Annotated in this window: 23 protein-coding genes; 10 read left to right on the plus strand and 13 right to left on the minus strand. The window is 73.8% G+C overall.

The genetic code is table 11. The features are described 5' to 3' along the window. The 5 genes from FHE66_RS07355 to FHE66_RS07375 all read right to left on the minus strand — a co-directional run. Positions 1–246: heavy-metal-associated domain-containing protein (locus FHE66_RS07355; protein ID WP_139072431.1), on the minus strand; the 246-nt coding region annotated here is incomplete at its 3' end. A gap of 43 nt (positions 247–289) precedes the next feature. Beyond that, positions 290–571 (minus strand): metal-sensitive transcriptional regulator, encoded by a 282-nt coding sequence (locus FHE66_RS07360; RefSeq protein ID WP_139072311.1) that lies wholly within the window; start codon positions 569–571, stop codon positions 290–292. 63 nt (positions 572–634) lie between these two features. Continuing rightward, complete coding sequence (locus tag FHE66_RS07365) at positions 635–1261, minus strand: vitamin K epoxide reductase family protein (protein ID WP_230976462.1); 627 nt, start codon at positions 1259–1261, stop codon at positions 635–637. 472 nt (positions 1262–1733) lie between these two features. Then, the gene (gene purB, locus FHE66_RS07370) at positions 1734–3233 is read right to left on the minus strand and encodes an adenylosuccinate lyase (RefSeq protein ID WP_139072312.1); all 1500 of its coding nucleotides are present in this window, start codon (positions 3231–3233) and stop codon (positions 1734–1736) included. Positions 3234–3295: 62 nt separating this feature from the next. Continuing rightward, complete coding sequence (locus FHE66_RS07375) at positions 3296–3796, minus strand: low molecular weight protein-tyrosine-phosphatase (RefSeq protein ID WP_139072313.1); 501 nt, start codon at positions 3794–3796, stop codon at positions 3296–3298. 152 nt (positions 3797–3948) lie between these two features. Here FHE66_RS07375 and FHE66_RS07380 point away from each other — a divergent pair, with 152 nt between their 5' ends. Both FHE66_RS07380 and FHE66_RS07385 read left to right on the plus strand, forming a co-directional pair. Further along, a complete protein-coding gene (locus FHE66_RS07380) occupies positions 3949–4230 on the plus strand; it encodes a hypothetical protein (RefSeq protein WP_139072314.1) in 282 nt (93 codons plus the stop codon). Then, entirely contained in the window at positions 4227–5759 is a 1533-nt protein-coding gene (locus FHE66_RS07385) for a hypothetical protein (protein WP_139072315.1), read from the plus strand. The genes FHE66_RS07380 and FHE66_RS07385 overlap by 4 nt, the downstream gene beginning before the upstream one ends. Before the next feature lie 13 nt (positions 5760–5772). Here FHE66_RS07385 and FHE66_RS07390 read toward each other — a convergent pair whose 3' ends face one another. Beyond that, positions 5773–6186: a phage holin family protein gene (locus tag FHE66_RS07390; protein WP_230976461.1), complete on the minus strand. Its 414-nt coding sequence runs from the start codon at positions 6184–6186 to the stop codon at positions 5773–5775. 6 nt (positions 6187–6192) lie between these two features. Between FHE66_RS07390 and hisC the strand changes: the two genes are divergently transcribed. The 4 genes from hisC (at position 6193) to FHE66_RS07410 (ending at position 11163) form a co-directional block, all read left to right on the plus strand. Next, a complete protein-coding gene (gene hisC / locus FHE66_RS07395; RefSeq protein ID WP_139072316.1) occupies positions 6193–7290 on the plus strand; it encodes a histidinol-phosphate transaminase in 1098 nt (365 codons plus the stop codon). 320 nt (positions 7291–7610) lie between these two features. Continuing rightward, positions 7611–8756 (plus strand): pyruvate dehydrogenase (acetyl-transferring) E1 component subunit alpha, encoded by a 1146-nt coding sequence (gene pdhA / locus FHE66_RS07400; protein ID WP_139072317.1) that lies wholly within the window; start codon positions 7611–7613, stop codon positions 8754–8756. Positions 8757–8779: 23 nt separating this feature from the next. Next, entirely contained in the window at positions 8780–9769 is a 990-nt protein-coding gene (locus tag FHE66_RS07405) for an alpha-ketoacid dehydrogenase subunit beta (RefSeq protein WP_139072434.1), read from the plus strand. An 8-nt stretch (positions 9770–9777) separates the two neighbouring features. Beyond that, positions 9778–11163: a dihydrolipoamide acetyltransferase family protein gene (locus FHE66_RS07410; RefSeq protein ID WP_139072318.1), complete on the plus strand. Its 1386-nt coding sequence runs from the start codon at positions 9778–9780 to the stop codon at positions 11161–11163. A 3-nt stretch (positions 11164–11166) separates the two neighbouring features. Here the strand turns inward: FHE66_RS07410 and FHE66_RS07415 are convergent, their stop codons facing one another. From FHE66_RS07415 to FHE66_RS07430, 4 genes are all read right to left on the minus strand, one after another. Then, positions 11167–12360 (minus strand): PP2C family protein-serine/threonine phosphatase, encoded by a 1194-nt coding sequence (locus FHE66_RS07415; RefSeq protein WP_139072319.1) that lies wholly within the window; start codon positions 12358–12360, stop codon positions 11167–11169. 71 nt (positions 12361–12431) lie between these two features. Beyond that, positions 12432–14042: a DASS family sodium-coupled anion symporter gene (locus FHE66_RS07420; RefSeq protein ID WP_139072320.1), complete on the minus strand. Its 1611-nt coding sequence runs from the start codon at positions 14040–14042 to the stop codon at positions 12432–12434. 80 nt (positions 14043–14122) lie between these two features. Next, positions 14123–16105, minus strand: coding sequence for a prolyl oligopeptidase family serine peptidase (locus FHE66_RS07425; protein ID WP_139072435.1), 1983 nt, complete (start codon positions 16103–16105; stop codon positions 14123–14125). A gap of 94 nt (positions 16106–16199) precedes the next feature. Then, positions 16200–17585: a GntP family permease gene (locus tag FHE66_RS07430; protein WP_139072321.1), complete on the minus strand. Its 1386-nt coding sequence runs from the start codon at positions 17583–17585 to the stop codon at positions 16200–16202. Positions 17586–17725: 140 nt separating this feature from the next. On the opposite strand from FHE66_RS07430, the gene FHE66_RS07435 reads away from it, so the two are divergent. Continuing rightward, the gene (locus tag FHE66_RS07435) at positions 17726–18544 is read left to right on the plus strand and encodes a hypothetical protein (RefSeq protein ID WP_139072322.1); all 819 of its coding nucleotides are present in this window, start codon (positions 17726–17728) and stop codon (positions 18542–18544) included. A 47-nt stretch (positions 18545–18591) separates the two neighbouring features. Then, positions 18592–19272 carry an HAD family hydrolase gene (locus FHE66_RS07440; protein WP_139072323.1) on the plus strand — a complete coding sequence of 227 codons (681 nt, stop codon included), beginning with the start codon at positions 18592–18594 and terminating at the stop codon, positions 19270–19272. A gap of 42 nt (positions 19273–19314) precedes the next feature. Here the strand turns inward: FHE66_RS07440 and FHE66_RS07445 are convergent, their stop codons facing one another. Further along, positions 19315–21636, minus strand: coding sequence for an amidase (locus FHE66_RS07445; protein ID WP_139072324.1), 2322 nt, complete (start codon positions 21634–21636; stop codon positions 19315–19317). A gap of 190 nt (positions 21637–21826) precedes the next feature. On the opposite strand from FHE66_RS07445, the gene FHE66_RS15460 reads away from it, so the two are divergent. After that, the gene (locus FHE66_RS15460) at positions 21827–22306 is read left to right on the plus strand and encodes a helix-turn-helix domain-containing protein (protein ID WP_176554692.1); all 480 of its coding nucleotides are present in this window, start codon (positions 21827–21829) and stop codon (positions 22304–22306) included. A 312-nt stretch (positions 22307–22618) separates the two neighbouring features. Continuing rightward, positions 22619–23311 (plus strand): DUF2993 domain-containing protein, encoded by a 693-nt coding sequence (locus FHE66_RS07455; RefSeq protein ID WP_139072326.1) that lies wholly within the window; start codon positions 22619–22621, stop codon positions 23309–23311. On the opposite strand, the gene FHE66_RS07460 is transcribed toward FHE66_RS07455, so the two are convergent. Continuing rightward, positions 23308–23574: a hypothetical protein gene (locus FHE66_RS07460; RefSeq protein ID WP_139072327.1), complete on the minus strand. Its 267-nt coding sequence runs from the start codon at positions 23572–23574 to the stop codon at positions 23308–23310. The two genes, FHE66_RS07455 and FHE66_RS07460, sit on opposite strands and share 4 nt — an antisense overlap. Before the next feature lie 188 nt (positions 23575–23762). Continuing rightward, entirely contained in the window at positions 23763–25799 is a 2037-nt protein-coding gene (locus tag FHE66_RS07465) for a cytochrome c oxidase assembly protein (RefSeq protein WP_255303643.1), read from the minus strand. Positions 25800–25819: the final 20 nt, after the last annotated feature.

The following is a 25819-nucleotide window of genomic DNA, read 5'->3' on the forward strand; positions in this document are numbered from 1 at the left end:
GACGTGGATGGCGGTGACCGTGTAGCCCGCCTCGTCGACGGCGGCGCGCAGCGCGTCCTGGTCCAGGACGGCGTCGGACACGACGGTGACCTCCGAGGTCCCGCCGTTGCGCAGCAGGACGCTGACCGTGGAGACGTCCTTGACGTCCTCCAGCTCCTTGGTCACCGCGGACACGCAGTGGGAGCAGGTCATGCCCTCGACGTCCAGCACGGTCGTGCGGTCGATGGGCGAGGGGTCGGTGCTCATGGGGTTCTCCTTCAGGGGTGGTGCCGCCCGCGGGTGCGGACGGTCAGGAGCGCACGAGCCGGGCGATCGCCTCGCTCGCCTCGCGGACCTTCTCGGCGCCCTCCTCGTGGGAGGAGCGGGCGGCGTCGACGACGCAGTGGCCGAGGTGCTCCTCGACCAGCCCGATGCCCACGGCCTGCAGGGCCTTGGTCACCGCGGAGATCTGGGTGAGGACGTCGATGCAGTAGACGTCCTCGTCGACCATGCGGGCGATGCCGCGGACCTGGCCCTCGATCCGTCGCAGACGGCGGGCGTAGTCCTCCTTGGTGCCGCTGTACCCGGCCATGCGGGCTCCTTTCGCTCCGGCCCAGGATATACCCCTAGGGGGTATCCCTGCGAGCGGGCCGCGTCACGGGAGCAGCGACGTGCCGTACTTGAGGATGATCGCGACGACGACCAGCCCCAGCCACCCGAGGACGACGACGCCGTCCCAGCCCGCGCGGATGAGCTCCACCGCCCGCTCGTGGGCGCGGGGGCGCAGGTAGAGGTTGTTCTCGCGCAGGTTGTAGTGGAGCAGCGTGGCGAAGACGAGCGTCGTCGAGAGCGTGACGAGCAGGCACCACGGGCACAGCGCCCCGATGTTGAACATCGACTGGTAGAAGAGCCAGTACGCGAAGACGAGGCCGAGGGTGTAGACCACCTGCGCGGCGCACATGAACCAGCGCGGGAAGCGCACCCCTCCGAGGCCGGCGACGGCGATCGTGATGACGACCGGCTCGGCGACGAGTCCGAGGAAGGCGTTGGGGAAGCCGAAGAGGCTCGCCTGCCACGCCGAGCCCACCGCCCCGCAGCTCAGCGTCGCGCTGATGTTGCACGACAGTGCGGCGTTCGGGTTCGCCGCCAGCTCGACGGCGTCGATCGCCAGCACGAAGGAGGCGAGGAGACTGATGCAGGCCGACAGGAGCATCGTGCCGAAGATCCAGCCGTCGGTGTGGCGGAGCTGCCGTAGGCCCGTGCGCGCGGTGGTGGTGGTCACCCGGTAATCGTCCGGGCGATCCGGACGTTTCGCCGCGGACCAAGGTCCCCCACGACACCCCCTCCCCTCCCTCAGCCCTCACCCCTCGCCGAGAGCGGAGTTCCGCACGAGAGCCGAGTTCCGCACGACACCCCTCCCCGCCGAGAGCGGAGTTCCGCACGAGAGCCGAGTTCCGCACGACACCCCCTCCCTCGCCGAGAGCGGAGTTCCGCGCGAGAGCCGAGTTCCACACGACACCCCCTCCCCGCCGAGAGCGGAGTTCCGCACGAGAGCCGAGTTCCACACGACAGCGCAGTTCCTTGCCATGCTCGCGCGGACTGTGCGCAAGTCGGCTCTCGCGCAAAAGTCCGCTGTCGCGCGCAAGTCGGCTCTCGCGCAAAAGTCGGCTGTCGCGCAAAAGTCGGCTGTCGGCGAGGGGGAGGAGCGGGCTGGGGGGGAGCTGGGGGGAGCTGGGGGTAGAGGGGGCGGGTGCTCAGTCGTCGAGGTGGGTGACGAGGGAGGCGGCGAGGCCGGTGTAGGTCGCGGGGGTGAGGGTGAGGAGCCGCTCCTCGACGTCCTTCGGCAGCCCGAGGCCGGCGATGAGCGCGCGCATACCCTCGGCGTCCACGCGCCGGCCGCGGGTGAGCTCCTTGAGCCGCTCGTACGGGTCGGCCATGCCCTCGGCGCCCGCGACGGACGCCGCGCGCATCGCGGACTGCACCGCCTCGCCGAGCACCTCCCACGAGTCGTCGAGGTCGCGCTGCATCGCGTCGGCGTCGACGTCGAGGCCGGCCAGGCCGCGGCGGACGTTGTCGAGGGCGAGCAGCGAGTGCCCGATCGCGACGCCGATGTTGCGCTGCGTCGTGGAGTCGGTGAGGTCGCGCTGGAGGCGGGAGGTGACGAGGGTGGCGCCGAGCGTGTCGAGCAGCGCGGAGGAGATCTCGAGGTTCGCCTCGGCGTTCTCGAACCGGATCGGGTTGACCTTGTGCGGCATCGTCGAGGAGCCGGTCGAGCCCTGCGCGGACAGCCGCTGGCGGAAGTAGCCGAGGGAGATGTAGGTCCAGACGTCGGTGCACAGGTTGTGCAGCACGCGGTTGAACCGGGAGATGTCGGCGTAGAGCTCGGCCTGCCAGTCGTGCGGCTCGATCTGGGTGGTGAGCGGGTTCCAGGTGAGCCCGAGGCCCTCGACGAAGGAGCGCGACACGGCCTGCCAGTCGGTGCCCGGCACGGACACGGCGTGGGCGCCGTACGTCCCGGTCGCGCCGTTCATCTTGCCCATGAACTCGGCGGTCGACACGCGCCGCAGCTGGCGGCGCAGGCGCGCGGCGAGCACGGCCAGCTCCTTGCCGAGCGTCGTCGGCGTCGCGGTCTGGCCGTGGGTGCGCGAGAGCATCGGCACCTCGGCGGTCTGCCGCGCGAGGTCGGCGAGGTCCCCGGCGAGGGCGAGGGCGGCGGGCAGCCACACCTGGCGGACGGCGTCGCGGACGGTCACCGCGTAGGAGAGGTTGTTGACGTCCTCGCTCGTGCAGAAGATGTGGACGATCTCCCCGACGGCGGGCAGCGGGCTGTCGGGCCCGACGGCGTCCGCGGCGGCGGCCAGGCGCCGCTTGAGGAAGTACTCCACGGCCTTGACGTCGTGCCGGGTCTCGCGCTCGATCTCGGCGAGCTCGGCGATCTCCGCCGCGCCGAAGGAGTCGACGACGCCGCGCAGGTAGGCGACGTCGGCGTCGCTCAGCGTCGGGGCGCCGGGCAGGGCGCCCGTCGTCGTGAGGTGGATGAGCCAGGAGACCTCGACGTCGAGCCGGGCGCGGTTGAGCGCCGCCTCGGAGAGGTGGTCGACGAGGGGGGCGACGACGGAGCGGTAGCGGCCGTCGAGCGGTCCGAGCGCGATGGGCGGCTCCAGCTCGGCGAGGGAGACGCGGTGGCGTCCGGGAGCCGCGCCGGCGCCCCCTGCCGTGCTCGCGGAGGACGGGCTGCTCAGGTTCTCGCTCATGGTCCCCCAGTGTCCCAGAGCCGCCGGGCGCGCGGTGCGCCGTCTCGCCGTGCGCCCGGTGCTCAGCCGGCGAGCGCCAGCTCCTCGCGCAGGTGGGCGACGACGCCCTCGCACGCCGGCAGGACCTCCTCGTAGGTCGTGACGAAGTCGGCGTCCTCCCCGAAGTACGGGTCGTCGACCTCGAGGGCGCCGGCCGCGACGGCGGCGGGGTCGAAGCTGCGCAGCAGCCGCACCTTCGCGCGGTCCTCCTCCGTGGGGGCGAGGCGACGCAGGATCTCCTCGTGGCCGCGGTCGAGGGCCAGGACGAGGTCGACCTCGCTGAAGCTGTCGCGGACGAACTGCTGGGCGCGGTGGGCGTCGCCGTCGAGGCCGAAGCGGCGCAGGGTGCTCAGTGCCCGCGGGTCCGCCGGCCCGCCGACGTGCCAGTCGCCGGTGCCGGCCGAGACGACGCGCACCCGGTCGGCCAGCCCCTCCCGCTCGAGGAGGTCGCGCAGGACGACCTCACCGATCGGGGAACGGCAGATGTTCCCGGTGCACACGAAGGAGACGACGAAGGGCGACATGACGGCATTCTCGCCCGCCCTGCAGGCGAAAGCCACCAGCCCTGCGCAACAGGCGCCCGCCGCGTCCCTCCCGTCCCCAGCGGGTCGGGCGACCCGCTCCGCACGACGGCGCGGGCACCTAGCGTCACCGCCACCGAGCCGAGGAGGGCGTGATGAGTGGGTCGAGCTGTACCCCGGTCGTCGTGGACGGGTGGGGAGGTGCCGGGGACGGGTGCGTCGCCGTCGGGACGGCAGGGCAGGTGCTCGGTGAGATCGAGGACGCCGTGCGCGCCGCCTTCCCCGAGGACTGGCAGTCGACCGCGGCCGACGAGTTCCGCGCCCGGCTCACCGACCTGCTCGGCCTCGCCGACGGCCTGCGCGGGCTGCTCGAGACGGCCCAGGAGCGGGCGGCCGCGCTGTCCGCCGCCGTGGCCGTCGCGTGGGGCGAGCAGTGACGGCACGGATCCACGCCCACGACGCCGACGGCGCGGCGGTCGCGCGCGACGGGCGCCTGCGCACCACGGTCCACGTGCGCGGCGGGGTCGGGGCGACCCGGGTGGACCTCGAGGAGCTGCAGGCGATCGACGTCCTGCTCGAGGGCGTCGTCCGGGAAGCCGGCTATCTCGAGTCGGCGCTGGACGCGGCGAGGCGCGCCCTCGCACTGGACGCCGGGTGGGCGCCAGCCGAGGCGGCGAGCGCGGAGTCGGCGGTGGACGAGGCCGTCCACGGCGCCCGCGGGGTGCGCCGGCTGGGGGAGGAGGCCTTCGCGCTCCTCATGTCCGTGCGGTACGCCCGCATCCTCTACGAGGAGGCCGAGCTGGCCGCCCGCACCCAGCTCGCGGCGCCGTCCTGGTGGGGCTTCCTGCGCGTGCTCCTCTCCCCGCAGGCCGCCGTCGGGGCGGTCGCCGACCGGCTCACCCTCGTGGGCCGCATCCCCGGCCTCGAGCCGAGCGGACCGGCCGGCGTGCTCGTCGACGGGCTCGCCGAGCTCGTCAACCTCGCCCACGGCGACGACGACCTGCCGCCCGACGGTCTCGCGCTCGACGTCGCGGTGCGCGAGCTCGGCGAGCAGGGTCAGTACCTGCTGCCGTGGGCGCTGCTGAGCGGGCCCTTCACCTACGACGGGCGGCGCATCGACCCGGACGGGCTCATGGCGGCCCAGCGGCTGCTCGTGCCGGTCGTCCTCACCTTCCACCGCCTCACCGGGCGCGGGCCGGCGCACACGCGCGAGCTCACCATCGCCGTCTCCCCGCCCCGGCTGGTCGCGCCGTCGCGGGACGTGGCGGCCGTCGTCGACAGCCTGCGCACCGTCCACCAGGACCACGGCGCGGAGCCGGGGACGGTCGAGGTCAGGCGCACCGACCACCCCGACGGGCGGCGGACCTGGACCGTCCTGCTGCCGAGCACGCAGGCGATGGTGCCCGGCGGGAGCAACCCGGTGGACAACCTCACCAACGGCGAGACCTACAGCGGGCTGGTGAGCGACGTCGAGATCGCCGCCGCCCGCGCGATGACGCTCGCCGGGATCGCACCGGGGGAGGCGGTGGCCGTCGTCGGCTTCAGCCAGGGCGGCCTGGTGGCGATGCGGCTCGCGGCCGACCCGGTGGTGCGGGCCCGGTTCGACATCCGTGCCGTCGTCACGGCCGGCTCACCGGTGGCGCACCTGCCCACCCCGCACGGGACGGAGGTGCTCCACCTCGAGCACCTCGAGGACCCGTTCATCGGGCTGGACGGCACGACGAACCCCGCGTCCCCCGAGCGCACGACGGTGAGCCGGTCGCTCGCCACCGGGACCACCGGTGAGGTGCGCTTCGAGGTGCCGCCCGGGGAGTCGCACTCGGTCGTCGAGTACGGGCGGACGGCGGCGCTCGCCCTCGCGGCGGGCGAGCCGTCGGTGGTCCATGCCTCGCAGCGGCTCGCCGAGATCACCGGCGGCGCGGGGGCGCGGGTGACGGCGACCGCCTACACGGTGGAGCGTGGATGAGCGGCCGGGCGGCTCAGTCGTTGGCGAGGACGAGGTTGAGCACCCAGCTGATCACCGAGATGATCACGCTCCCGATCAGCGCCCACCAGAAGCCGTCGACGAAGAGGCCGAACTCGGTGGTCCTCGTGAGCCAGCTCGTGAGCAGGAGCATGAGGGCGTTGATGACGAGGCTGAAGAGCCCGAGGGTGAGGATCGTCAGCGGCAGCGCGAACAGGTGCACGATCGGCTTGACGACGAGGTTGACCAGCGTGAAGACGAGTCCGACCACGACGACGACGCCGACCTGCCCCCACCCCGTCCGCTCGCTGAGGGAGATCCCGCTGAGCAGGAGGGAGGCGAGCCAGATGGCGACCGAGTTCACCGCGAGCCGGACGAGGAAGCGCATGCCGACATCGTCCCACGAGGGGTCCGCGCGGGGTGCGATCATGGGCGCATGGCTCCAGCGTTCCGCTTCCGCGCGGAGATCGACTCCCTGCCGGCCTACGTCCCGGGCCAGCGCCCGCCGGCCGGGCGCCCCGCCTACAAGCTCTCCTCCAACGAGAACCCGTTCCCGCCGTCGGCCGCTGTGCTCAGCGCCGTCGCCGACGCGGCCGCGGACCTCAACCGGTACCCGGACATCCACGCCACGGGGCTCGTGGCGGCGATCGCCGCGCACGTCGGGGTGGACGCCGAGCGCGTCGTCGTCGGCAACGGGTCGGTCGCGGTGCTCGAGACGGTCCTCCGAGCCGCGTGCCGTCCCGGTGACGAGGTGGTCCACGCCTGGCGCTCCTTCGAGGCCTACCCCATCGCGATCCAGGTCGCGGGCGCCACCGGCGTGCCGGTGCCGCTGCGGGAGGACGGCGGGCACGACCTCGCCGCGATGGCCGACGCCGTCACCGAGCGCACCCGCGTCGTCCTCGTGTGCAGCCCCAACAACCCCACCGGCACGGTCGTCCACGAGGACGAGATGCGCGAGTTCCTCGCCCGCGTGCCCCGGCAGGTGCTCGTCGTCCTGGACGAGGCGTACGTCGAGTTCGTCCGTGACGACGCCGCGGCCGACGGGCTGGCGCTGGCCCGCGAGTTCAAGAACGTCCTCCTCCTGCGCACCTTCTCCAAGGCCTACGGCCTCGCCGGGCTGCGCGTGGGCTACGCCGTGGCCCGCCCCCGGCTCATCCGGGGGCTGCGCACGGCCTCCACGCCGTTCGGGGTCAACGCCCTGGCCCAGGCGGCGGCGCTCGCGGCGCTGCGCGAGTCCGACGAGGTCGCCGCGCGCTGCGAGCGCATCGTCCAGGAGCGCACCCGGGTGCTGGCCGCGCTGCGCGAGCAGGGGTGGACGGTGCCGGAGTCGCACGGGAACTTCTACTGGCTCGACCTCGGGCGCCGGGCGACGCCCTTCGCCCGGGAGGCCGCCGCGAGCGGCGCGACCGTCCGCGCCTTCGACGGCGAGGGCGTGCGGGTGAGCATCGGCGAGATCGAGGGCAACGACGTCGTCCTCCGCCTCGCCGCGGACTGGGGCCACTTCATCGAGCAGCTCAGCCCGGCGACCCTCTAGCCCCGGCTCGTCGCCCCGCCCCCGCTGCCCGCGGCTCGCCTGCCGGCTCGTCCCACTGCCGCGCCCAGCAACCCTCTGGGACACCCCGTGGCGCCACTCGGACACCCCGTGCAGCACGCGCGGCGGCCGCAAAGGGGCGTCCCGGAGGAGGGGGGTTGTCCGGACCCGCAGGGTCCGGGCCGTGCCCGCACAACGAGGGTGCCGTCGTTCTGTAGGTCTCCTACAAGCGAAACTTACGGTTCCGTAGCCTACGCTGGCGTAGGTTCGGGGCCCGACCCCCCGGGCGCGAGGAGGCAGGACCGATGGAGGTGGTCACCACCATGGACACACTGACACCGCGACCGCAGACGAGCAGCACGGTCGATCCCGACACGCTCGTGCAGCTCCTCGACCCGGAGGGCCGTCGCCTCGACCACAGTCGTTACGACGCCTGGGTCGCCGACCTGGGTCCCGCCGAGCTCCGCGGGCTGTACCGCGACATGGTCCTGGCCCGCCGCTTCGACGCCGAGGCGACCGCGCTCCAGCGCCAGGGCGAGCTCGGCCTGTGGCCGCCGAGCCTGGGCCAGGAGGCCGCCCAGGTGGGCTCCGGCCGCGCGCTGCGCCCCCGGGACTTCGTCTTCCCCTCCTACCGCGAGCACGCGGTCGCGCACACCCGCGGCCTGGACATGCGCCGGCTCCTGCGCGTCTTCCGCGGGGTCGAGCACGGCGGGTGGGACCCGGCCGCGCACAACTTCCACCTCTACACCTTCGTCATCGGTTCCCACACGCTCCACGCGACCGGCTACGCCATGGGCGTCCAGCGCGACGGCGACGTCGGCACCGGCGACCCGGACCGTGACCGCGCCGTCGTCGTCTACTTCGGTGACGGCGCCACCTCCCAGGGCGACGTCCACGAGGCGATGGTCTTCGCCGCCGTGACCAAGGCGCCGGTGGTCTTCGTGTGCCAGAACAACCAGTGGGCCATCTCCGTGCCGACGAGCGGACAGACCACCGTCCCGCTCGCCCGCCGCGGCCCGGGGCTGGGCATCCCCTCGGTGCGGGTGGACGGCAACGACGTCCTCGCGAGCTACGCCGTCACCGCCGAGGCCCTCGAGCGTGCCCGCAGCGGCGGGGGCCCGACCTTCATCGAGGCCTACACCTACCGCATGGGCGCCCACACGACGTCGGACGACCCCACCCGCTACCGAACGAGCGCGGAGGAGGACTACTGGCGCGAGCGTGACCCGATCGCCCGCCTGCGGACCTACCTCACCGCGCAGGGCCACGCGGACGAGGCGTTCCTCGCCGAGGTCGAGGCCGCCGCCGAGGAGCTCGGGGAGTCCACCCGCGAGTACTGCCGCGCCCTCACCCCGCCCCCCGCCGAGACGATGTTCGACCACGTCTACGCCGCCGCGCACCCGCAGGTCGAGGCCGAGCGCGCGTGGTTCACCGAGTACCAGGCGTCCTTCGCGGAGGGGGTCCGGTGACCGCGACGACCGCCACCGCACCCATGCCGCTCGCCAAGGCCGTCAACGCCGGCCTGCGCGCCGCCATGCACCGCGACCCGAAGGTCCTCCTCATGGGTGAGGACATCGGCGCGCTGGGCGGCGTCTTCCGGGTGACCGACGGGCTGCAGAGCGAGTTCGGCCGTGACCGCGTCGTCGACACCCCGCTTGCCGAGTCCGGGATCATCGGCACCGCGATCGGCCTGGCGATGGCCGGGTACCGGCCCGTCTGCGAGATCCAGTTCGACGGGTTCGTCTTCCCCGGCTTCGACCAGATCACCACCCAGCTCGCCAAGCTCGCCTACCGCTCCCAGGGCCGGGTCCGGGTGCCGGTCGTCGTCCGCATCCCCTACGGCGGTGGCATCGGGGCGATCGAGCACCACAGCGAGTCCCCCGAGAGCCTCTTCGCCCACACCCCGGGCCTGCGCGTCGTCTCCCCGGCGACGAGCGCGGACGCCTTCACGATGATCCAGCAGGCGATCGCCTCGCCGGACCCGGTGCTCTTCCTCGAGCCCAAGGCCCGGTACTGGGACCGCAGCGAGGTGGACCTCGAGGCGCCGGTGGACCTCGGCGAGAGCGGCGTGACCACGGGCCTGCACTCCGCGCGCGTCGTGCGCCCCGGCCGCGACGCCACGCTCGTCGGCTACGGCCCCACCGTCAAGACACTCCTCGCCGCGGCCGACGCCGCCGCCCAGGAGGGCCACGAGCTCGAGGTCATCGACCTGCGCTCGGTCTCCCCGCTGGACGTGCCCACCGTCGTGGCGTCGGTGCGCCGCACCGGACGGCTCGTCGTCGCCCACGAGGCGCCGACGTTCCTCGGTCCTGCCGCCGAGGTCGCCGCCCGCGTCACCGAGGAGTGCTTCTACCACCTGCAGGCGCCCGTCCTGCGGGTCGGCGGCTTCCACACCCCCTACCCCGCGTCCGCGCACGAGGAGGAGTACCTCCCCGGTCTCGACCGTGTGCTCGACGCCGTCGACCGCGCACTCGCCTACTAGGAGACCCGTTGCCGAGCTACCAGCAGTTCAAGCTCCCGGACGTCGGGGAGGGCCTCACCGAGGCGGAGATCGCCGAGTGGCGGGTCGCCGTGGGTGACACCGTCACCGTCAACCAGACGATCGTCGAGATCGAGACGGCGAAGTCGCTCGTCGAGCTGCCGGCCCCGTGGGCCGGCGTCGTCACCGAGCTGCTCGCCCAGGAGGGGCAGACCGTGCCGGTCGGGACCCCGATCGTCGTCATCGACGTCGACCCGGGCGGGGCGCCGTCCGACGACTCCGCCGCCCCCGCGGCGGAGACGAGCGGTGACGTCCTCGTCGGCTACGGGACCAAGGAGGCGCCGGCGGCCCGGCGTCGCCGGTTCGCCGCCGACGGCGCGGCGACGGCCGTCGCGACGGCGCCCGCTCCAGCTGCCCCGGCCCCGGCCCGGCCCGCTGCCGACGTGGCGCGCGCCGCGGCCACCGGCGGCAACGGCCGCAGCTCGACCTCGCCCGCCGTCCTGGCCAAGCCGCCGGTCCGCAAGCTCGCCAAGGACCTCGGCGTCGACCTGACGGCGATCGCCGCGACCGGTCCGGGCGGGATCGTCACCCGCGAGGACGTCCTGGAGCACTCCCGGCGCTCGCAGGCCGAGGAGCTCGCCACCTACCCCGGCGACGACCAGCCGTGGCTCGCCGACGGCACGGTGTCGGCCAACGGGCGGCAGACCCGCGTGCCGGTGCGCTCGGTGCGCCGCCGCACCGCCGAGGCGATGGTGAACTCGGCCTTCACCGCCCCGCACGTCACCGTCTTCCACACCGTCGACGTCACCCGCACGATGCGGCTCGTCGCCCGGCTCAAGGAGGACCGCGCGTTCGCCGACGTGCGCGTGACGCCGCTGCTCCTCGCGGCCAAGGCGCTCGTCCTCGCGGTGCGCCGCCACCCGCAGATCAACGCCTCGTGGGACGAGGCCACCCAGGAGATCGTCTACAAGCACTACGTCAACCTCGGGATCGCTGCCGCCACCCCGCGCGGGCTCGTCGTGCCGAACATCAAGGACGCCCATCGCCTCGACCTCCACGAGCTGGCGACGGCGATCGCCGGGCTCACCGCGACCGCCCGGGAGGGCCGCGCCACCCCGCAGGACATGACCGACGGCACGGTGACGATCACCAACGTCGGCGTCTTCGGCATCGACACCGGCACCCCGATCATCAACCCGGGGGAGGCGGCCATCCTCGCCTTCGGCGCGATCCGCAAGCAGCCCTGGGTGCACAAGGACAAGGTCAAGCCGCGGTGGGTCACCCAGCTCGCGCTGTCCTTCGACCACCGGCTCGTCGACGGCGAGCTCGGCGCGCGGGTCCTCTCGGACGTCGCCCGGGTGCTGGAGAACCCCGACATGGGGCTCGTCTGGTCCTGAGGCTCAGACGGGCAGCACGGAGACCGAGGGGCGCGGCGCCCAGCTGAGCAGCACGACCGTCGCGTCGTCCTGGAGCGCCCCGTGCTGGTGGTCGACGATGTCGCGCACGATGAGCCGCAGCGTCTCCGCCGCCGGCCGCTGGTCGGCGCCGTGCTTGCGGACGAGGGCGGCCAGGCGGTCCACGCCGAAGAACTCCCCGTGCTCGTCGCGCGCCTCGGTGACGCCGTCGGTGTAGAGCACCACCTGGTCGCCCGGCTCGAGCTGGATCCGGGAGACGGACGCCTCCCGGCCACCGAGCCCGAACAGCGCCCTGCCCGAGCGGGTGAGGGGGTCGAGTGCGCTGCCGTGGCGCAGCAGCAGCGGGTGGGGGTGCCCGGCGTTGAGGTACTGGAGCTCACCGGTGCTCGTGTCCAGCCGCAGGAGCACGCCGGTGGCGTAGCCCGCCCCGTCCGTGTGCGTGGACAGCACTCGGTCGACGGCGCCCGCGCAGGCCACGAGGTCGTCCCCGCGCCGCCGGTGGTTGCGGTAGGTCGCCAGCACGACCGAGGTGAGCAGGCCCGAGCCGAGGTCGTGACCGGTGCCGTCGAAGATCGCGACGTCGACCGTGGAGCCCTCGACCGCGTAGTCGAAGGCGTCCCCGGCCACCTGCCCGCTGGGCTCGAGGAGGCCGGCGACGGCGACGTCGTGGGCGGCGAAGGTCAGCGGCGGCAGCAGGTTCCACAGCAGCTCGGCCTCGACCGTGCGGTCCCGGGCGCCGCGCGCGCGGCTGAGCGCGTCGCCGTGGGGCGTCATCACCGCGACGAGGTGGCCCACGAGCATCGCCACCCAGCGCAGCACGGTCGCCCGGTCGGCCGCGTCCTCGAAGTCGGGCAGCGGCACCACCCGCAGTGTCCCCACCCGCTCGGAGCCGTCGACGAGCGGCAGCCACGCGGTGCCGTCCACCTCCACCGGGCGCAGGTCGCGGAACGCGGCCGCCTCCGGGCCCTCCACCGGCAGCGGGTCGCCCACCGGGCCGAGCGGCACGAGCGAGCGCTGGTCGAAGGTCACGAGGAACACGGTGAGGTCCCAGCCCTGGAGCCGGCCGGCGAGGGCGACCACGTCGGCCAGCTCGTCCGGCGTCGCGTGGTGGGCGCCCTCGAGGAGGGTCCCGAGGCAGGCGAGGGCCTGCTCGGCCGCAGCGCCGGTGGGTGTCTCCACCGTCGGAGGATACGCCCGGAGGTGGCTCCCGCACCTGCCGGTGATCCCGGTGAGTTCCGGTCGAGTCCCGGTCAGGTCCCGAGCCCGAGCAGGGTGCCCATGCCCATGACCCCGGCGACGATGAGGATGATGCCGATGACGTCGAAGACGATCCCCGAGCGCACCATCTTCGTGATCGGCACCATGCCCGTGCCGTAGACGATGGCGTTCGGCGGCGTCGAGACCGGCAGCATGAAGCCGAAGGAGGCACCGAAGATCGCGGCCACCGCGGGGATCAGCGGGTTGACCCCGGCGGCGTCGGCGAGCGGGATGACGATCGGGACGACGACGCCGACGCTCGCGGTGTTGGACGTCGTCTCGCTGATGATGACGGCGATGATCGTGGCGAGCAGCGTGAGCCCCAGCAGCGACTGGACGCCGAGCATGTCGGACAGGGCCCCGCCCATGGCCTCGGCGAGGCCGGTCGAGCCGAGCAGGCCGCCGAGGGCGATGCCCGAGCCGAAGAGGATGATCGTGCCCCAGTCGATGCGGGCGGCGTCGTTCCACGTGACGGTGAACTTGCGGTGGGTGAAGTCGACCGGGAGGAGGAAGAGCAGGGAGGCGGCGACGATGGCGACGACGCCCTCGTTGAGCCGGCCCGCGACGAGGTCGTAGAACTCGCCCTCACCGCCGGTGAACAGACCGACGACGCCCGGGGTGATCCACAGCGTGACCGCGACGGCGAAGGCGATGAGCGTGTTGCGCCCGCCGGTCCCCATCTTTCCGAGCTTCGCGCGCTCGGTCCGGACGTACTCCTCCACGCCCTCGATCCGCTTGAACTCGGGCCGGTTGAGCATGATGAGGACGATCGACAGGGCGATGAACATGACCGCGACGATCGGGAAGGCGAGCAGCATCCAGGTGAAGAACGGGATGGTCTCGCCGGTCGCCTGCTCGATGAGGCCACGGCCGATGAGGTTGGGCGGGCTGCCGACCGGGGTGAGCAGGCCACCGATCGAGGCGCCGTAGGCGACCATGAGCATGAGCGCGGTGGCGAACCGCAGCCGGCGCGGGTCGATCTCCTTGCCCGTGTTGCGCGCCATGACGCTGGCGAGGAACCCGACGATGCCGGCGGCGATCGGCATCATCATCGCCGCGGTCGCGGTGTTCGAGACGAACGCGCTGAGCAGCGCGGTGATCGCGCCGAACGCGATGATGATGCGGGTCGTCGAGGACCCGACCCCGGGCAGCGCGAGGATGCTGAACGCGAAGCGCCGGTCGAGCCCGTACTTCTGCATGGACTCGGCGATGATGAAGCCGCCGATGAAGACGAACAGCGTCGGGCTGCCGAAGAGGGCGAAGACGTCCGCCCCGCCCGCGACACCCGTGATGACGACGAGCCCGAGGGCGAGCATCGCCGTCACCGGGATCGGGATCGCCTCGCTGATCCAGTAGACGATGACGAACGTGAGGATGCCGGCGAGCTTCTGCGCCGGGTCGTCCAGGCCAGAGGTGAGGAGGTAGACCACCACCCCCGCGATCGGGCCGACGAACAGCCCGACGGTGCGGCGCAGCTTCTCCAGCCGCTGCTCGTGCGGGCTGAGGACCTCCTCCACCTCGTCGAAGGTCCGGTACGTCCCGGTCTTGTTGGTCGGCGCCGCTGCCACCACAGATCTCTCCCGCTCACTCGTCGATTCGCTCATGATGTGCCCCCTCGCACCGTCGGAACGCACGCACAGTAGCGCGGTGCGTCCGACGGCGCAGCGAATCGCCGGGCAGTCGTCTAGCCGAGAGTTTCCGGCAGTGTCTGGGCCTCCTGTCCCAGGACGTGCTCGGCGAGGAACGCGAGGTTGACCTGGTACCAGACCTTGGCGTTCTGCGGCGTGAGGATCCAGTGGTTCTCGTCGGGGAAGTAGAGGAAGCGGTGCGGGCTCGTGCCGTCCTCGCCCGCGGGCAGCCCTGAGCGGGAGTTCAGCTCGTACCAGAGCCGCAGGCCCTCCCCGATCGGCACCCGGTAGTCCTTGTCCCCGTGGATGACGAGCATCGGGGTGCGGATCTGCTCGACGTGCAGGTGCGGGGAGTTGGCCAGCGCCATCTCCGGGGACATCTCCCGGCCCCAGTACCAGGCGGCGTCGGTGGTCGGGCCGAAGGCGTCCAGCGCCCACAGGCTCGCGTGCGTGACGACGGCGCGGAAGCGGTCGGTGTGCCCGGCCACCCAGTTGGCCATGTAGCCGCCGAAGGACCCGCCCATGGCGGCGGTGCGCTCGGCGTCGACGTCGGGGCGCTGCTCGACGGCGTCGGTGATGGCCATGAGGTCGGTGAACGGCGCGGCGCCCCAGGCGCCCCAGCCGCGCTGGACGAAGTCCTGCCCGTAGCCGGTGGACAGCGCCGGGTCGGGCAGGAGGACGGCGTACCCGCGGGCGACCATGAGCCACGGGTTCCACCGCCAGGACCACGCGTTCCACGAGCTCAACGGCCCGCCGTGGATCCACAGGAGCAGCGGTGCCGGGGACTCCGGGCCGGCGCCGTCGGGCAGGGCGAGCCAGGCGCGCACCCGCACGCCGTCCTCGGTGGTCGTCTCGACCTCGGTGAGCGTGCCGGGCAGCGCGGGCCGCTCCGCCGGGCCGCGCAGCACGGTGACCTCGGCCTCGCCCTCGCCGGTGAGGTCGATGCGCACGACCTCGGCCGGGTAGCCGTAGGAGGAGCGCAGCGCGTACGCCGCCGTCCCGTTCGGGGCGACGACGACGCCGTCGAGCGCACCCTCGTCGGTGAGCCGGGTGACGGCCGCGGTGTCGAGCGCGACGCGGAAGAGGCGTGAGCGGCCGTCGTCGTCGGCGACGACGAGCAGCCCCGAGCCGTCGGGCAGCCAGCGGATGTCGGCCGGCCAGCGGTCCCAGGCGCGCGTGTCCAGGCGAGGCTCCCCGCTCACGGCGTCGACGACCTCGAGCCACCGGCGCGGTGCGCGCTCGGCGGTGCTGCGCGACTGGCGGACGAAGGCGACGAGCGTGCCGTCGGGGCTGATGCGCGGGGTGTCGGTCTCGCTGGCGGTGTCGTCGACGAGGACGGTGGTGGCGCCGTCGGCGACCTCGACGCGGCGCAGCTGCGCGCGCAGGGAGCCGCGCTCCTCGGGCACGTTCCACGTCGTCACGAGGAAGGTGCCGTCCGCGGCGAGGTCGGCGTGCGTCTCGGTGAGCGCGGGGCCGGCGTGCGGGGTGAGGTCGCGAAGGGCGTGGGTGCCGCGCGGCGCGCGGGTCTCCTCACCCTCGGGGCGCTCGTCGCCGGCCGGCTCGGCGGCGTAGAGGCGGGGGCGGTCCGGGCCGAGGTCGTGGTCCCAGTAGCGCACGGGGTAGCCCGTGTGGAGGATCGCGCTCACCTTCTGCTCGCTGCGCGCCGTGCGCAGCCGGTGGTCCTCGTCGACGTCGCTCGCCGCGAGGAGGGCCGAGGCGGTCACCGTGACGACGTCGGCGCGGGCCGCGGCGCGCACCGCGGACACCCCGCCCGGGTGGGCGGCGAACAGGCACGCCTCACCGCCGGCGGCGGGCAGCGACCAGACGGCGGGCTTCGCGTCGTCGCCGCGCTTGGCGACGAACAGGAGGTCGCCACCGGCCGTGAAGGTCGGCTGGGACTCACTGGTCGACCCGTGGGTGAGTCGCCGCGCGGGGCGCTCGCCGGCCGGGTCCACCTCCCACAGCGCCGACCGGAAGGCGGTGCGGTCCTCGTCCAGCGTGCTTACGCCGACGACGAGCCGCGACCCGTCCGGGGACATGGCGAGGCCGCCGAGGCGGGGCAGGTCGAGGTAGTCGTCGAGGTCGTGGAACGGGGTGGTGGTGGTCACCTCCCTGTCCTACCACGCAGGTCCGTCAGAAGACCGCGTACACCGCGAGGCAGCAGAGGAAACCGGCCACCGACTGCAGCGACTGCTGGACCGTCCACGTCTTGAGGGTCGTCTTGACGTCCATGCCCATGAGCCGCCCGACGAGCCAGAACCCCGAGTCGTTGACGTGGCTGGCGAACACCGAGCCGGCCGCCGTCGCGAGGACGATGGCGACGACCTGCAGCGCGCTGAAGTCGCCGGCCTCGACGGCGGGTCCCATGAGGCCCGCGGCGGTGACGAGGGCGACCGTCGCCGAGCCCTGCGCGACGCGCAGGACGACCGCGGTGAGGTAGGCGGCGAGGATGATCGGCACGCCGAGGTCGCCGAGCACCCCGGCGAGGGCGTCACCGATCCCCGACAGCCGCAGGATCCCGCCGAACATGCCGCCCGCACCGGTGATGAGGATGACGGAGGCGACCGGGCCGAGGGAGGAGTCGACGATCTTCTCCAGGGCGGTGCCCCTCACCCCGCGCCGCCGGCCGAGCACGACGAGCGCGACGAGTACGGAGATGAGCAGGGCGACCGGCGCGCTGCCGAGGGAGACGAGGACCTGCACCCACGTCTCCCTCTCGTCGACGACGCCGGCGGTGCTGAGGAAGTCGAGCCCGGTGTTGAGGAAGATGAGCACGAGCGGGAGCAGCAGGATGAGGATGACCGTGGCCACGCTCGGCGGGTCGACCGTCTCGTCGTCGTCGGTGCTGCCGAACAGGGCGGGCACCGGCAGGACGAAGCGGTGGCCGACGAACAGCCCCCACCGGTAGCCGGTGAGGTACCAGACCGGCAGCGCGATGAGGACGCCGACGACGAGGACGAGGCCGATGTTCGCGTCGTAGAGCTCCGAGGCCGCCACCGGTCCGGGGTGCGGCGGGACGAACACGTGCATGACGGAGAACGCCGTGGCGGCGGGGAAGCCGTAGAGCAGCACGTTGTTCCCCAGCCGACGTGCCACCGCGAAGATGACCGGCAGCATGACGACGAGCCCGGCGTCGAAGAAGATCGGGAAGCCGAAGGCGAGGGAGGCCAGGCCGAGCCCGAGCGGTGCCCGCCGCTCCCCGAAGAGGGAGACCATCCTCTCCGCGAGCACCCGGGCCCCGCCGCTGTGCTCGACGAGCTTTCCGAGCATCGCCCCGAGCGCGATGAGCAGCGCCACCTGGCCGAGGGTCCCGCCGAAGCTCGAGACGAGCGCCGGGACGATCTGCGACGCCGGCAGCCCGGTGGCGAACGCCGTGAGCAGCGAGACGAGGACGAGGGTGAGGAAGGCGTGCATCTTGAGCCAGATGACGAGCACGAGGATGAGGGCCACCGCCCCCGCCGCGATGAGGAGGAGCGGCCCCGCTCCCAGCGTCTGGTCCCAGCCCTCGAGGTCAGGCATCGTCGTCCCCCCGTCCGTATCGCGGCGCCGCCCGCCGCGAGTGGCCCGGACACTACCCAGCAGGGTCGGCAGGCGCATCCGGGCCGGAATCGCCGGGTACCCCCTCGCTGTGGGCGGTCCGCGCGGCTAGCGTTGGTGTCGTGGCGGTCGCCGACGGCGTCCCGGAGGGGGAGGACCTCCTCGCCGCAGCCCAGGGCTCGGTCGAGGTGGAGCTGGCCCGCGCGCTGTCCGCGGCGCAGCGGCAGATCCACTGGCTGCGCGAGGAGCGCGCCCGGCTGCGCGCCGAGCTGCTCGGCGAGCCGGAGGAGCCCTGGGACGAGTCGACGCGGATGCTCGGTGACGTCGTGGAGCAGGTCGTGCCGGAGGCGGCGCGGCGCCTCGCGCTGCGTGAGGCCGCCGGCACCGACACGTGGGAGCGGCTGACCGAGAGCGTGCGCGAGCTGTACCTCACCCGGGCGCAGGCGGCCGTCGAGGCCGTCGTGCCCGTCTTCGAGGCGGCGGTGGCCGCCATCCCGGGGTTGGGGGAGGTGCGGCGCGCGCAGCTGCGCCTCGGACTGCCTCCCGAGGGTGACCTCGCCGAGCTGCTCGACCACGTCCGCGCGGAGGGCCGCGCCCGCGCCCTGCAGGAGGTCTCGGCCGACCTGAGCGCACGGCTGAGTGACACCGAGGTCACGAGCAGGGCGGTGCAGGCGGTCGAGCTCGTCATGGTCGAGGGCGAGCACATGGCCGGCGAGCACCCGTCGCCGGTGGCGGTCGAGGTGGCCGAGTGGTTCACCCGCCGCCTGCAGCAGGCGCTCGCGGCGTCCGACGTCACGCTCGGGGACGCCCTGGAGGCCGAGCGGGAGCAGGTGCTCCTCGCCGTCGCCGCCGAGCTCGGCCTGACGGGAATGGACGCCCTCGCCTGGTACACCGACATGAGCCACCGGCTCGACGCCGCCGACGACGCCGACGAGGAGTGACGCCGGGCGCGGATGCGGGGACCTGCGCCCTGCGGTACGAACGTCCCATGCCTACCGACGCGCCCGGTGCCGTGCTCCTCGACATCGACGGGACTCTCGCCGACTCCAACTACGTCCACACCTTCGCGTGGACGCGCGCGTTCCGGGAGGTGGGCCACCCGGTGGACGCCTGGCGCATCCACCGACGCATCGGGATGGGCGGCAGCCTGCTGCTCGCCGAGCTGCTCGGTGACCGCCTCGAGGAGCTCGGGGAGCGGGCGGAGGAGCTGCACACGCGCTACTACGCGGAGGCGGCCGACGAGCTCCACCGGTTCGACGGGGTCCCCGAGCTCGTCCGCGCGCTCAAGGAACGCGGCGTGCGCGTCGTGCTCGCGACCTCCGCCGCCCCGGAGGAGCTGGAGATCCTCGAGAGGGTGCTCGGCATCGTCGACGACGTCGACGCCGTCACCTCCGCAGGCGACGTCGAGGAGGCCAAGCCCGACCCCGACATCGTGAGGACGGCGCTGGACGCCGTCGACGTCCCGGCCGACCGCGCCGTCTTCGTCGGGGACACCGTGTGGGACGTCGAGGCCGCCGCCCGCGCCGGGGTGCCGTGCGTCGGCGTGCTCACCGGAGGAATCAGCGAGGCCGAGCTCACCGGCGCCGGCGCCGTCGCCGTCTACGACTCGGTCGCCGACCTCCTCGTGGACCTCGACGCCTCGCCCCTGCGCCACGCCTGGGAGGGGTGAGCGGACGGGACCCGCGGTCGAGAGGACCGCGGGTCCCTTCCGTCAGCCGGCCGTCGTGCGGCGGATGCCGAGCGTCTGGCTCCCGTCGCCGTCCCAGTCACCGACGTGCACCTCGTCCCCCGTCCTGCCGAAGGTGACGACGGTCGCTGCCGCCCCCGCCCGCAGCGAGTTGCTCACGTGGAACGTGCGGTCCCGTTGGACCGCGACGGTGTCGGTGCCGTTGCCGTCCCAGTCGCCGGTGAGGGCGATGTCCCCGGGGCGTCCGAAGGTGAAGGACACGGAGGCCGCGCCGCCGCTGAGGGAGTTCTTCACGTGGAAGTCGGCCCCGCGTCGCACGGCGAGGGTGTCAGTGCCGTTGCCGTCCCAGTCCCCGACGAGCACCGTGTCGGACGGCCGGCCGTAGGTGAGGACGACGTCGGCGTTCCCGCCGCGCAGGGAGTTCTTCACGTAGTAGGTGGCCCCCCGCCGGACGGCGAAGGTGTCCGTGCCGTCGCCGTCCCAGTCCCCCACGAGGACTGCGTCACCCGGACGCCCGTAGGAGAGGACCGCCTCGGCACCGGTGGGGTCCGGGACGTGGAAGGTGCTGCCCCGGCGCACGGCGACGGACTCGCTCCCGTCCCCGTCCCAGTCGCCGATGAGCACCTCGTCGGTGCGCTGCCCGTAGGGGAGGGTGGTGTGGGTCGTGCCGCGCCAGTCGTTGCTCAGGTGGAACGTCGCCGTGGGCCGCGGACCCGCCGGCGGGGGCGTGGTGCCCGGCTCGTCCGGCAGCGCGGGGAAGTCGGCCGGTGCCGTGCGGTGCTGCGTGCCCTGCTCGTAGGCGTAGGCCATCTCGAAGAGCACGGCTTCCGACCAGGGGCGGCCGAGGAGGTCGATGCCGACCGGGATGCCCGCGGTCGTGAAGCCAGCGGGGACCGCCAGCGCCGGGAAGCCGGTGACCGGGGCGAGGTTGCGGTTGCTGCCCTGACGCAGTCCCGCGGTCGCGTCCGGGTTGGTGAGCTGGTCGGCGGGGATGACCGGTGCCTCGTGGTCGAACGTCGCGTGGGCGATGGCGTCGAGCTCGTGCTCGTCCATCACGGCGAGGACCGCCTGGCGGAGCTCCTCGCGCATCTGCTCGCCCTCGAGGTACTCGGGGTCCTCGGTGGTCCGTCCGAGCAGGCTGCGCAGGCTCGCCTGCCGGGTCGGCGTCACGAGCGGCGAGGTCGCGATCTCCTCGAAGGTGGCGACGGGCGGGTCGGAGATGTCGGCGAGGTCGGCCAGGTAGGCGTTGGTCGCGGCCTCCGTCTCGGCGCCTCCGGCGGAGTAGGCCGCGAGGAGCTCGCGAAGCCGGGGGATCTCGACCTCGATCACCTCGGCGCCGAGCGCCTCCATGTCGGCGTACGCGGCGTCGACGACGGCCTGCACCCGGGCGTAGTCGGGGGCGGTGGTGTCGGTGTCGGCCGACATGGGCTCGCGGACCACGCCCACGCGCTTGCCCTCGAGGTCGTCGGCGTCCAGGCCGGCGGCGTAGTCGTCCACGTGCCCCTCGGCCTCGGCGGTGAGCGGGTCGTTCGGGTCCGGCCCGGCGATGACGCTCGTGACGATCGCGGCGTCCTCGACCGTGCGGGTGAGGGGGCCGAGGGTGTCGTAGGTCGGGTTGGCGGGCATCATCCCGTACCGGCTGATGAGCGGGGTCGTCGGACGCAGTCCGACGGCGTTGTTCCACGCCGCCGGACCGCGCGTCGAGCCACCGGTGTCCTCGGCGATCCCGACGGCACCGTAGTTGGCGGCCACTGCCGCGCCGGTCCCGCACGAGGAGCTGCTCGCGGCGCGGGAGAGGTCGTAGGGGTTGCGGCACACGCCGAAGGCAGAGCCGGCCCAGCCGCTGGCGAACTCGCCCATGTTGGTCTTGGCGAGGATGACGGCGCCTGCCTCGCGCAGGCGGGTCACCACGGTGGCGTCCCGGCCCGTCTCGAAGCCGGCGAAGATCGCCGAGCCGTACGTCGTCGGCATGTCCGCGGTCTCCACCTGGTCCTTGACGAGGACCGGGACGCAGTGGAGCGGCCCCGTGAGGCCGGTCCGCGCGTACTCGGCGTCGAGCTCCGCGGCCGCTGCCATGGCCTGGGTGCTGACGACCTGCACGGCGTTCGTCGTCTCGGCGTCGTAGGTCTCGATCCGGTCGACGTAGGCCGCGACGAGGTCGGTGCAGGACACGTCGCCTCCGGCCAGAGCCTGGTGGATGGAGGAGATGGTCGCCTCCACGACCAGGCTGTCGGCGGTGCCGTCGTCCGCGGCCGCGCTCGCGGGTGCGGTGACGAGCGTCAGCGCCATGGACGGGACGAGCGCCGCGAGAGCGATGCGGCGTGTGGCGGTTCTGCGGTGGTGCATATGCCTGCCTCCTGCAGTGAGGAACTGTCGTGGGAGTCGGACGCTACGGAGGTGGCGTTACGGAAACGTGACCTCGTCGTTACGAACTCCGCCTCGGCGCGCCGGTCCACAGTCGGACGCCCTGCACCCCGGTCCCCAGGGGCGGGGGTCCGTGCCGACGCCGCGACGGGCGAGGGTGCACGGTCATCGCATGGCGACCGTCCCGTTCCACGAGCAGGTGGGCCTCGTCCTGCGCGCGACCCGCCGCGAGCTGGGGATGAGCCAGCGGGCGTTCGCGGAGGCGGCCGGCGTCCCGAAGTCCACGCTCGCCCGGGTCGAACGGTCCGCGCTGGGGTGCTCTCTCGAGCTGGTGCTCGACCTGCTCGGGAGGACCGGTCACTCGCTGGGCGTCGTCGGGGCCGACGGTGAGCTCGTCACCCGGTGGACCCCGACGGACCTACGGGCCCGTGACCGCTCCGACCGTCGCTTCCCGGCACACAGGGAGGTCAGGGAGGTGCCGAGGATGGCGAACGAGCCGCTGTGGTGGGTGCTGCACGAGTTCCTGGGCACCGGACGCTGCGGACCTCAGCCGCGGTGGACGGCCGAGGGGTTCGCGATCCCGCCGGGGACGCGGTTCGGCCGGGAGCCTCGGCCCCGTGAGCCCGGCGAGGGGCTGCGCTGGCCCTACTGATCCCTGCTCGTCGCCGCCCACCCCCGCTCCGCCCACGCCCGCTGCGGGCCTGTGCTCCGCTGCGGCGGCGCCGACGGCGGGTGCTGAGGGCGGGACACGTCAGGTTGCCCCGTGTGGTGGGGCAGTCTGACCGGCCGAGGGGGCGGTGGTGTGTTCGCTGCACGTCAGGTTGCCCCGTGTGGTGGGGCAGTCTGACGTGTGCGGACGACGTACCTCCTCCCCGGTCCGCGGCCGACGTGGTCGGACAGGGGCGCGGCCGCGCCGACGCTCGAGCGACATGTCCGCGGGCGGCCCGGCCCGTACGGTTGGCCCATGCGTCGCGTCGCCACGGTGGTCCTCGTCGTCCTCGTCGTCCTCGGGGCGGCCTTCGTCGCCGTCGACCGGTTCGCCGTCGCGCAGGCCGAGAACCGGGTGCTCGCCGAGGCACGCGAGTGGGCCGAGCTCGCCCCCGGGACGGAGGTCGAGATCGACGGCTTCCCGTTCCTCACCCAGGTGCTGGCCGGCCGGCTCTCCGAGATCCGCGGCAGGGCGCCGAGCCTCGTCGCCGACGGGCTCGAGCTGCAGGACGTCCGTGTCGCGGCGCGCGGGGTCACGCCCCGGGAGCCCTACCGGGCCGAGACCGTCGAGATCAACGCGGACATCCCGGTGTCGACATTGCGCGACGCCTTCGGCCAGGGCGGGCTGCCCGGCCTGCCGCTGCAGGTGGAGGTCGCGGACGGGCTCCTCCAGGTCGGGATCGACGCCGGCGGGCTCGAGCTCGACGCGCGCGTGGAGCCGGTCATCGTCGACGGCGCCGTCGGGCTGCGTCTGGAGGACATCTCGGTGGGGACGGCGGACGTGCCGCAGGAGGTCATCGACCTCCTCGAGGGCGCGCTCCGGGACGTGCGGCTCGAGATTCCCGGGCTCTCCGACGGTCTCGAGCCGACCCGCCTCGCGGTCGGCCGGGACGGGCTCGAGCTGCGGCTCGAGGGCAGGGACGTCGAGCTCGGCAGCTGGATCGGCTAGTCGCGCGGCTCCTCGCGCGACCCCCACGGGTCGAGCAGACCGGCGAGGGCGATGAGCGCCGCGCCGGTCGCGATGCGCAGCGCGTTCTGGGTGGGCTCGGCCAGCCCGTCGACCCAGGCCGCACGGTCGAGCGCGACGAAGGCGCCGACGGTGAAGGTGACGGCAGTCGTCCACCACCCCGCCCGCAGCGCACGCTGCGTGAGGGGCGCGCCGCCCCCGCGTGCCGTGGGCCGGTTGAGGGTCGCGGTCTTCTGCTCGTCCATACCTCCATGCTGGCCGGGACCGGCCGCGCGCGAATCAGCCGCGGGGCTGCTCGTCCGGCCCGTCACGTCGGCCCGCAGGGGGACGGGGGTCAGACCCAGGTCGTAGACGCGCGTCGGAAGTCGGCTCCCGCGCGGAAGTCGGCTCTCGCGCGGAAGTCGGCTGTCGGCGAAGGGAGGGGGTGAGCGGGTCAGCGGTCGTGGTCGGCGAGCTGGGCGAGGCGGGCGTTGTAGGCGGTGAGGGCGGCGTCGTCGTCCCGGTCCGCCTGGCGGTCCTGGCGACGCGCGGTGCGGTCCTCGTCGCGCGACCACGCGATGGCGACGGCGACGGCGAGCACGAGCGTGGGCAGCTCCCCGATCCCCCAGGCGAGCGCGCCGCCGAGCTCCTGGTCGGCCAGCGCGTCCACGCCCCACGGCAGCCCGAGGCGGCCGAAGTGGTCGGCGGCGAAGAGCGTCGTCGCCTGCATGACCGAGACGCCGAAGAACGCGTGGAACGCCATCGTCGCGAAGAGCAGGAGCAGCCGCATCGGGTAGGACGGGCGGCTCGGTCCGGGGTCGATGCCGATGAGCGCGTTGGCGAACAGGTACCCCGCGAGGGTGAAGTGGACGACCATGAGCACGTGCCCGATGTGCAGGTCCATGTCGAGCGCGAAGGCGAACAGCGGGGAGTAGTAGAAGACGATCATCGAGCCCGCGAAGTTGATCGCCGCGACCACCGGCCGGGCCAGGAACTGCGCCCACCGGGAGTGGACGAGCGCGAGCAGCCACTCCCGCGGCCCGCGCGAGCCGTCGGTCCGCGCCGGGAGCGCCCGCAGGGCCAGCGTCACCGGCGCGCCGAGCACGAAGAGGATCGGCACGACCATGGCGAGCAGCATGTGCTGGAGCATGTGGGCGCTGAACAGGACGAGCCCGTAGACGGCCGGCCCGCCGGAGGTCACCCAGGCGAAGAGCACCACGCCGGCGACCCAGGAGACGGTCCGCAGCGCCGGCCAGTCGTCCCCGCGCCGGCGCAGCCGCCGCGCCCACGTGAGGTAGACGGCGACCGCGGCGGCGGCGGCGACGGCGAAGAGGATGTCCACCCGCCACTCGCTCAGCCAGGCGGCGAAGGACGGCGTCGGCGGCGCCGGGTACCCGGTGACCGCCTCGACCGGGCTGGGCCGCGTGGTCGGCTCCTGCGGCACTGGCGGCGGGCTGGCCGCCAGGGCGACCGAGACGCCGATGACGGCGGCCATGAGGAGAACCTCGACGGCCGCCACCCGCCAGAACAGGCCCGGCCGCTGCGCCACCTGCGGCACCGTGCGCCGACGGTGCAGCCAGCCGACGACGCCGAGCACGAGGAACGCGCCGGTCTTGACGAGGACGAGCTGCCCGTAGGGCGTGCCGAGGCCCGCCAGCGAGCCCACCCGGACGATCCCGTTGGCCAGGCCGGAGATCCCCACGAGCGCGAAGCTCCACCCGGCGAGGGCGGAGTAGCGCCGCACCGCGGCGTCCCGGTCGATCCCCAGGCGCCGCCCGACGAGGCAGAGCACCCCCAGGCCCCCCGCCCACAGCGACATCGAGCCGATGTGCAGCCACATCGACGACACGGCGAGCCCGTGGTCCGCGGCCCCGGCGGCGTGCCCGGTGAGCGCGATCGGGACGAGCGCGACGAGCGCGAGCACCGAGGCGAGGGCCGCGCCCGTGGGCGTCACGACGGCGACGCACACGGTGGCGAGCACCGCGGTGAGCACGGTCGCCACCAGGTAGTGGCGCCCCACGGGGATCTGGGTGACGAAGTGGGCGAGCTCGGGCCCGAAGCTCGGCTCGGTGAGCCCGCGACCGGAGGTGCGGGCGTAGGTGAGGACGATGCGCACGACTCCCGCGAGCGTCCAGAGCACCGCGGCGACGGCGGCGACCCGGGCCGAGAGCAGCCACGCAGTCCCGTCGACGGCGGTGTGCCGGGAGGCCGCCCGGCGGGCAGCCGCACCGCCGGCGCCCGGGCGGGCCGGGGCGGGCAGGACGAGCGCGCACAGCGCGAGGGCGCCGATCGTCGCCGCCGCGGCGGCGTCGGCGAGCACGGTGGTCGCGGGCACGCCCCAGCGCACGAGCGCCCCCGGGTCGAGCACGCCGCTGGGGGCGACGGCGCCGGAGAACAGCAGCCCGAGGACGAGCGCGGCCCCCGCGGCGACCGCCGCCAGCGGCAGACCGAGCGTGGGCCGGGGTGGGGCGGTGGGGGGCGTGGGGCTCACGCGTCCAGGGTAGATCCGCC

Origin of the sequence: Georgenia sp. 311, from assembly GCF_006151955.1 — a bacterium.
GTDB lineage: Bacteria > Actinomycetota > Actinomycetes > Actinomycetales > Actinomycetaceae > Oceanitalea > Oceanitalea wutianyii.

What these genes read in the sequence shown, in the direction of transcription:
- FHE66_RS07360 (WP_139072311.1), bottom strand. Translation starts at nt 571, where the DNA reads ATGGCCGGGTACAGCGGCACCAAGGAGGACTACGCCCGCCGTCTGCGA.
- purB (WP_139072312.1), bottom strand. Translation starts at nt 3,233, where the DNA reads ATGAGCGAGAACCTGAGCAGCCCGTCCTCCGCGAGCACGGCAGGGGGC.
- FHE66_RS07375 (WP_139072313.1), bottom strand. Translation starts at nt 3,796, where the DNA reads ATGTCGCCCTTCGTCGTCTCCTTCGTGTGCACCGGGAACATCTGCCGT.
- FHE66_RS07380 (WP_139072314.1), top strand. Translation starts at nt 3,949, where the DNA reads ATGAGTGGGTCGAGCTGTACCCCGGTCGTCGTGGACGGGTGGGGAGGT.
- FHE66_RS07390 (WP_230976461.1), bottom strand. Translation starts at nt 6,186, where the DNA reads ATGATCGCACCCCGCGCGGACCCCTCGTGGGACGATGTCGGCATGCGC.
- hisC (WP_139072316.1), top strand. Translation starts at nt 6,193, where the DNA reads ATGGCTCCAGCGTTCCGCTTCCGCGCGGAGATCGACTCCCTGCCGGCC.
- pdhA (WP_139072317.1), top strand. Translation starts at nt 7,611, where the DNA reads ATGGACACACTGACACCGCGACCGCAGACGAGCAGCACGGTCGATCCC.
- FHE66_RS07405 (WP_139072434.1), top strand. Translation starts at nt 8,780, where the DNA reads ATGCCGCTCGCCAAGGCCGTCAACGCCGGCCTGCGCGCCGCCATGCAC.
- FHE66_RS07420 (WP_139072320.1), bottom strand. Translation starts at nt 14,042, where the DNA reads ATGAGCGAATCGACGAGTGAGCGGGAGAGATCTGTGGTGGCAGCGGCG.
- FHE66_RS07425 (WP_139072435.1), bottom strand. Translation starts at nt 16,105, where the DNA reads ATGTCCCCGGACGGGTCGCGGCTCGTCGTCGGCGTAAGCACGCTGGAC.
- FHE66_RS07430 (WP_139072321.1), bottom strand. Translation starts at nt 17,585, where the DNA reads ATGCCTGACCTCGAGGGCTGGGACCAGACGCTGGGAGCGGGGCCGCTC.
- FHE66_RS07440 (WP_139072323.1), top strand. Translation starts at nt 18,592, where the DNA reads ATGCCTACCGACGCGCCCGGTGCCGTGCTCCTCGACATCGACGGGACT.
- FHE66_RS07445 (WP_139072324.1), bottom strand. Translation starts at nt 21,636, where the DNA reads ATGCACCACCGCAGAACCGCCACACGCCGCATCGCTCTCGCGGCGCTC.
- FHE66_RS15460 (WP_176554692.1), top strand. Translation starts at nt 21,827, where the DNA reads ATGGCGACCGTCCCGTTCCACGAGCAGGTGGGCCTCGTCCTGCGCGCG.
- FHE66_RS07455 (WP_139072326.1), top strand. Translation starts at nt 22,619, where the DNA reads ATGCGTCGCGTCGCCACGGTGGTCCTCGTCGTCCTCGTCGTCCTCGGG.
- FHE66_RS07460 (WP_139072327.1), bottom strand. Translation starts at nt 23,574, where the DNA reads ATGGACGAGCAGAAGACCGCGACCCTCAACCGGCCCACGGCACGCGGG.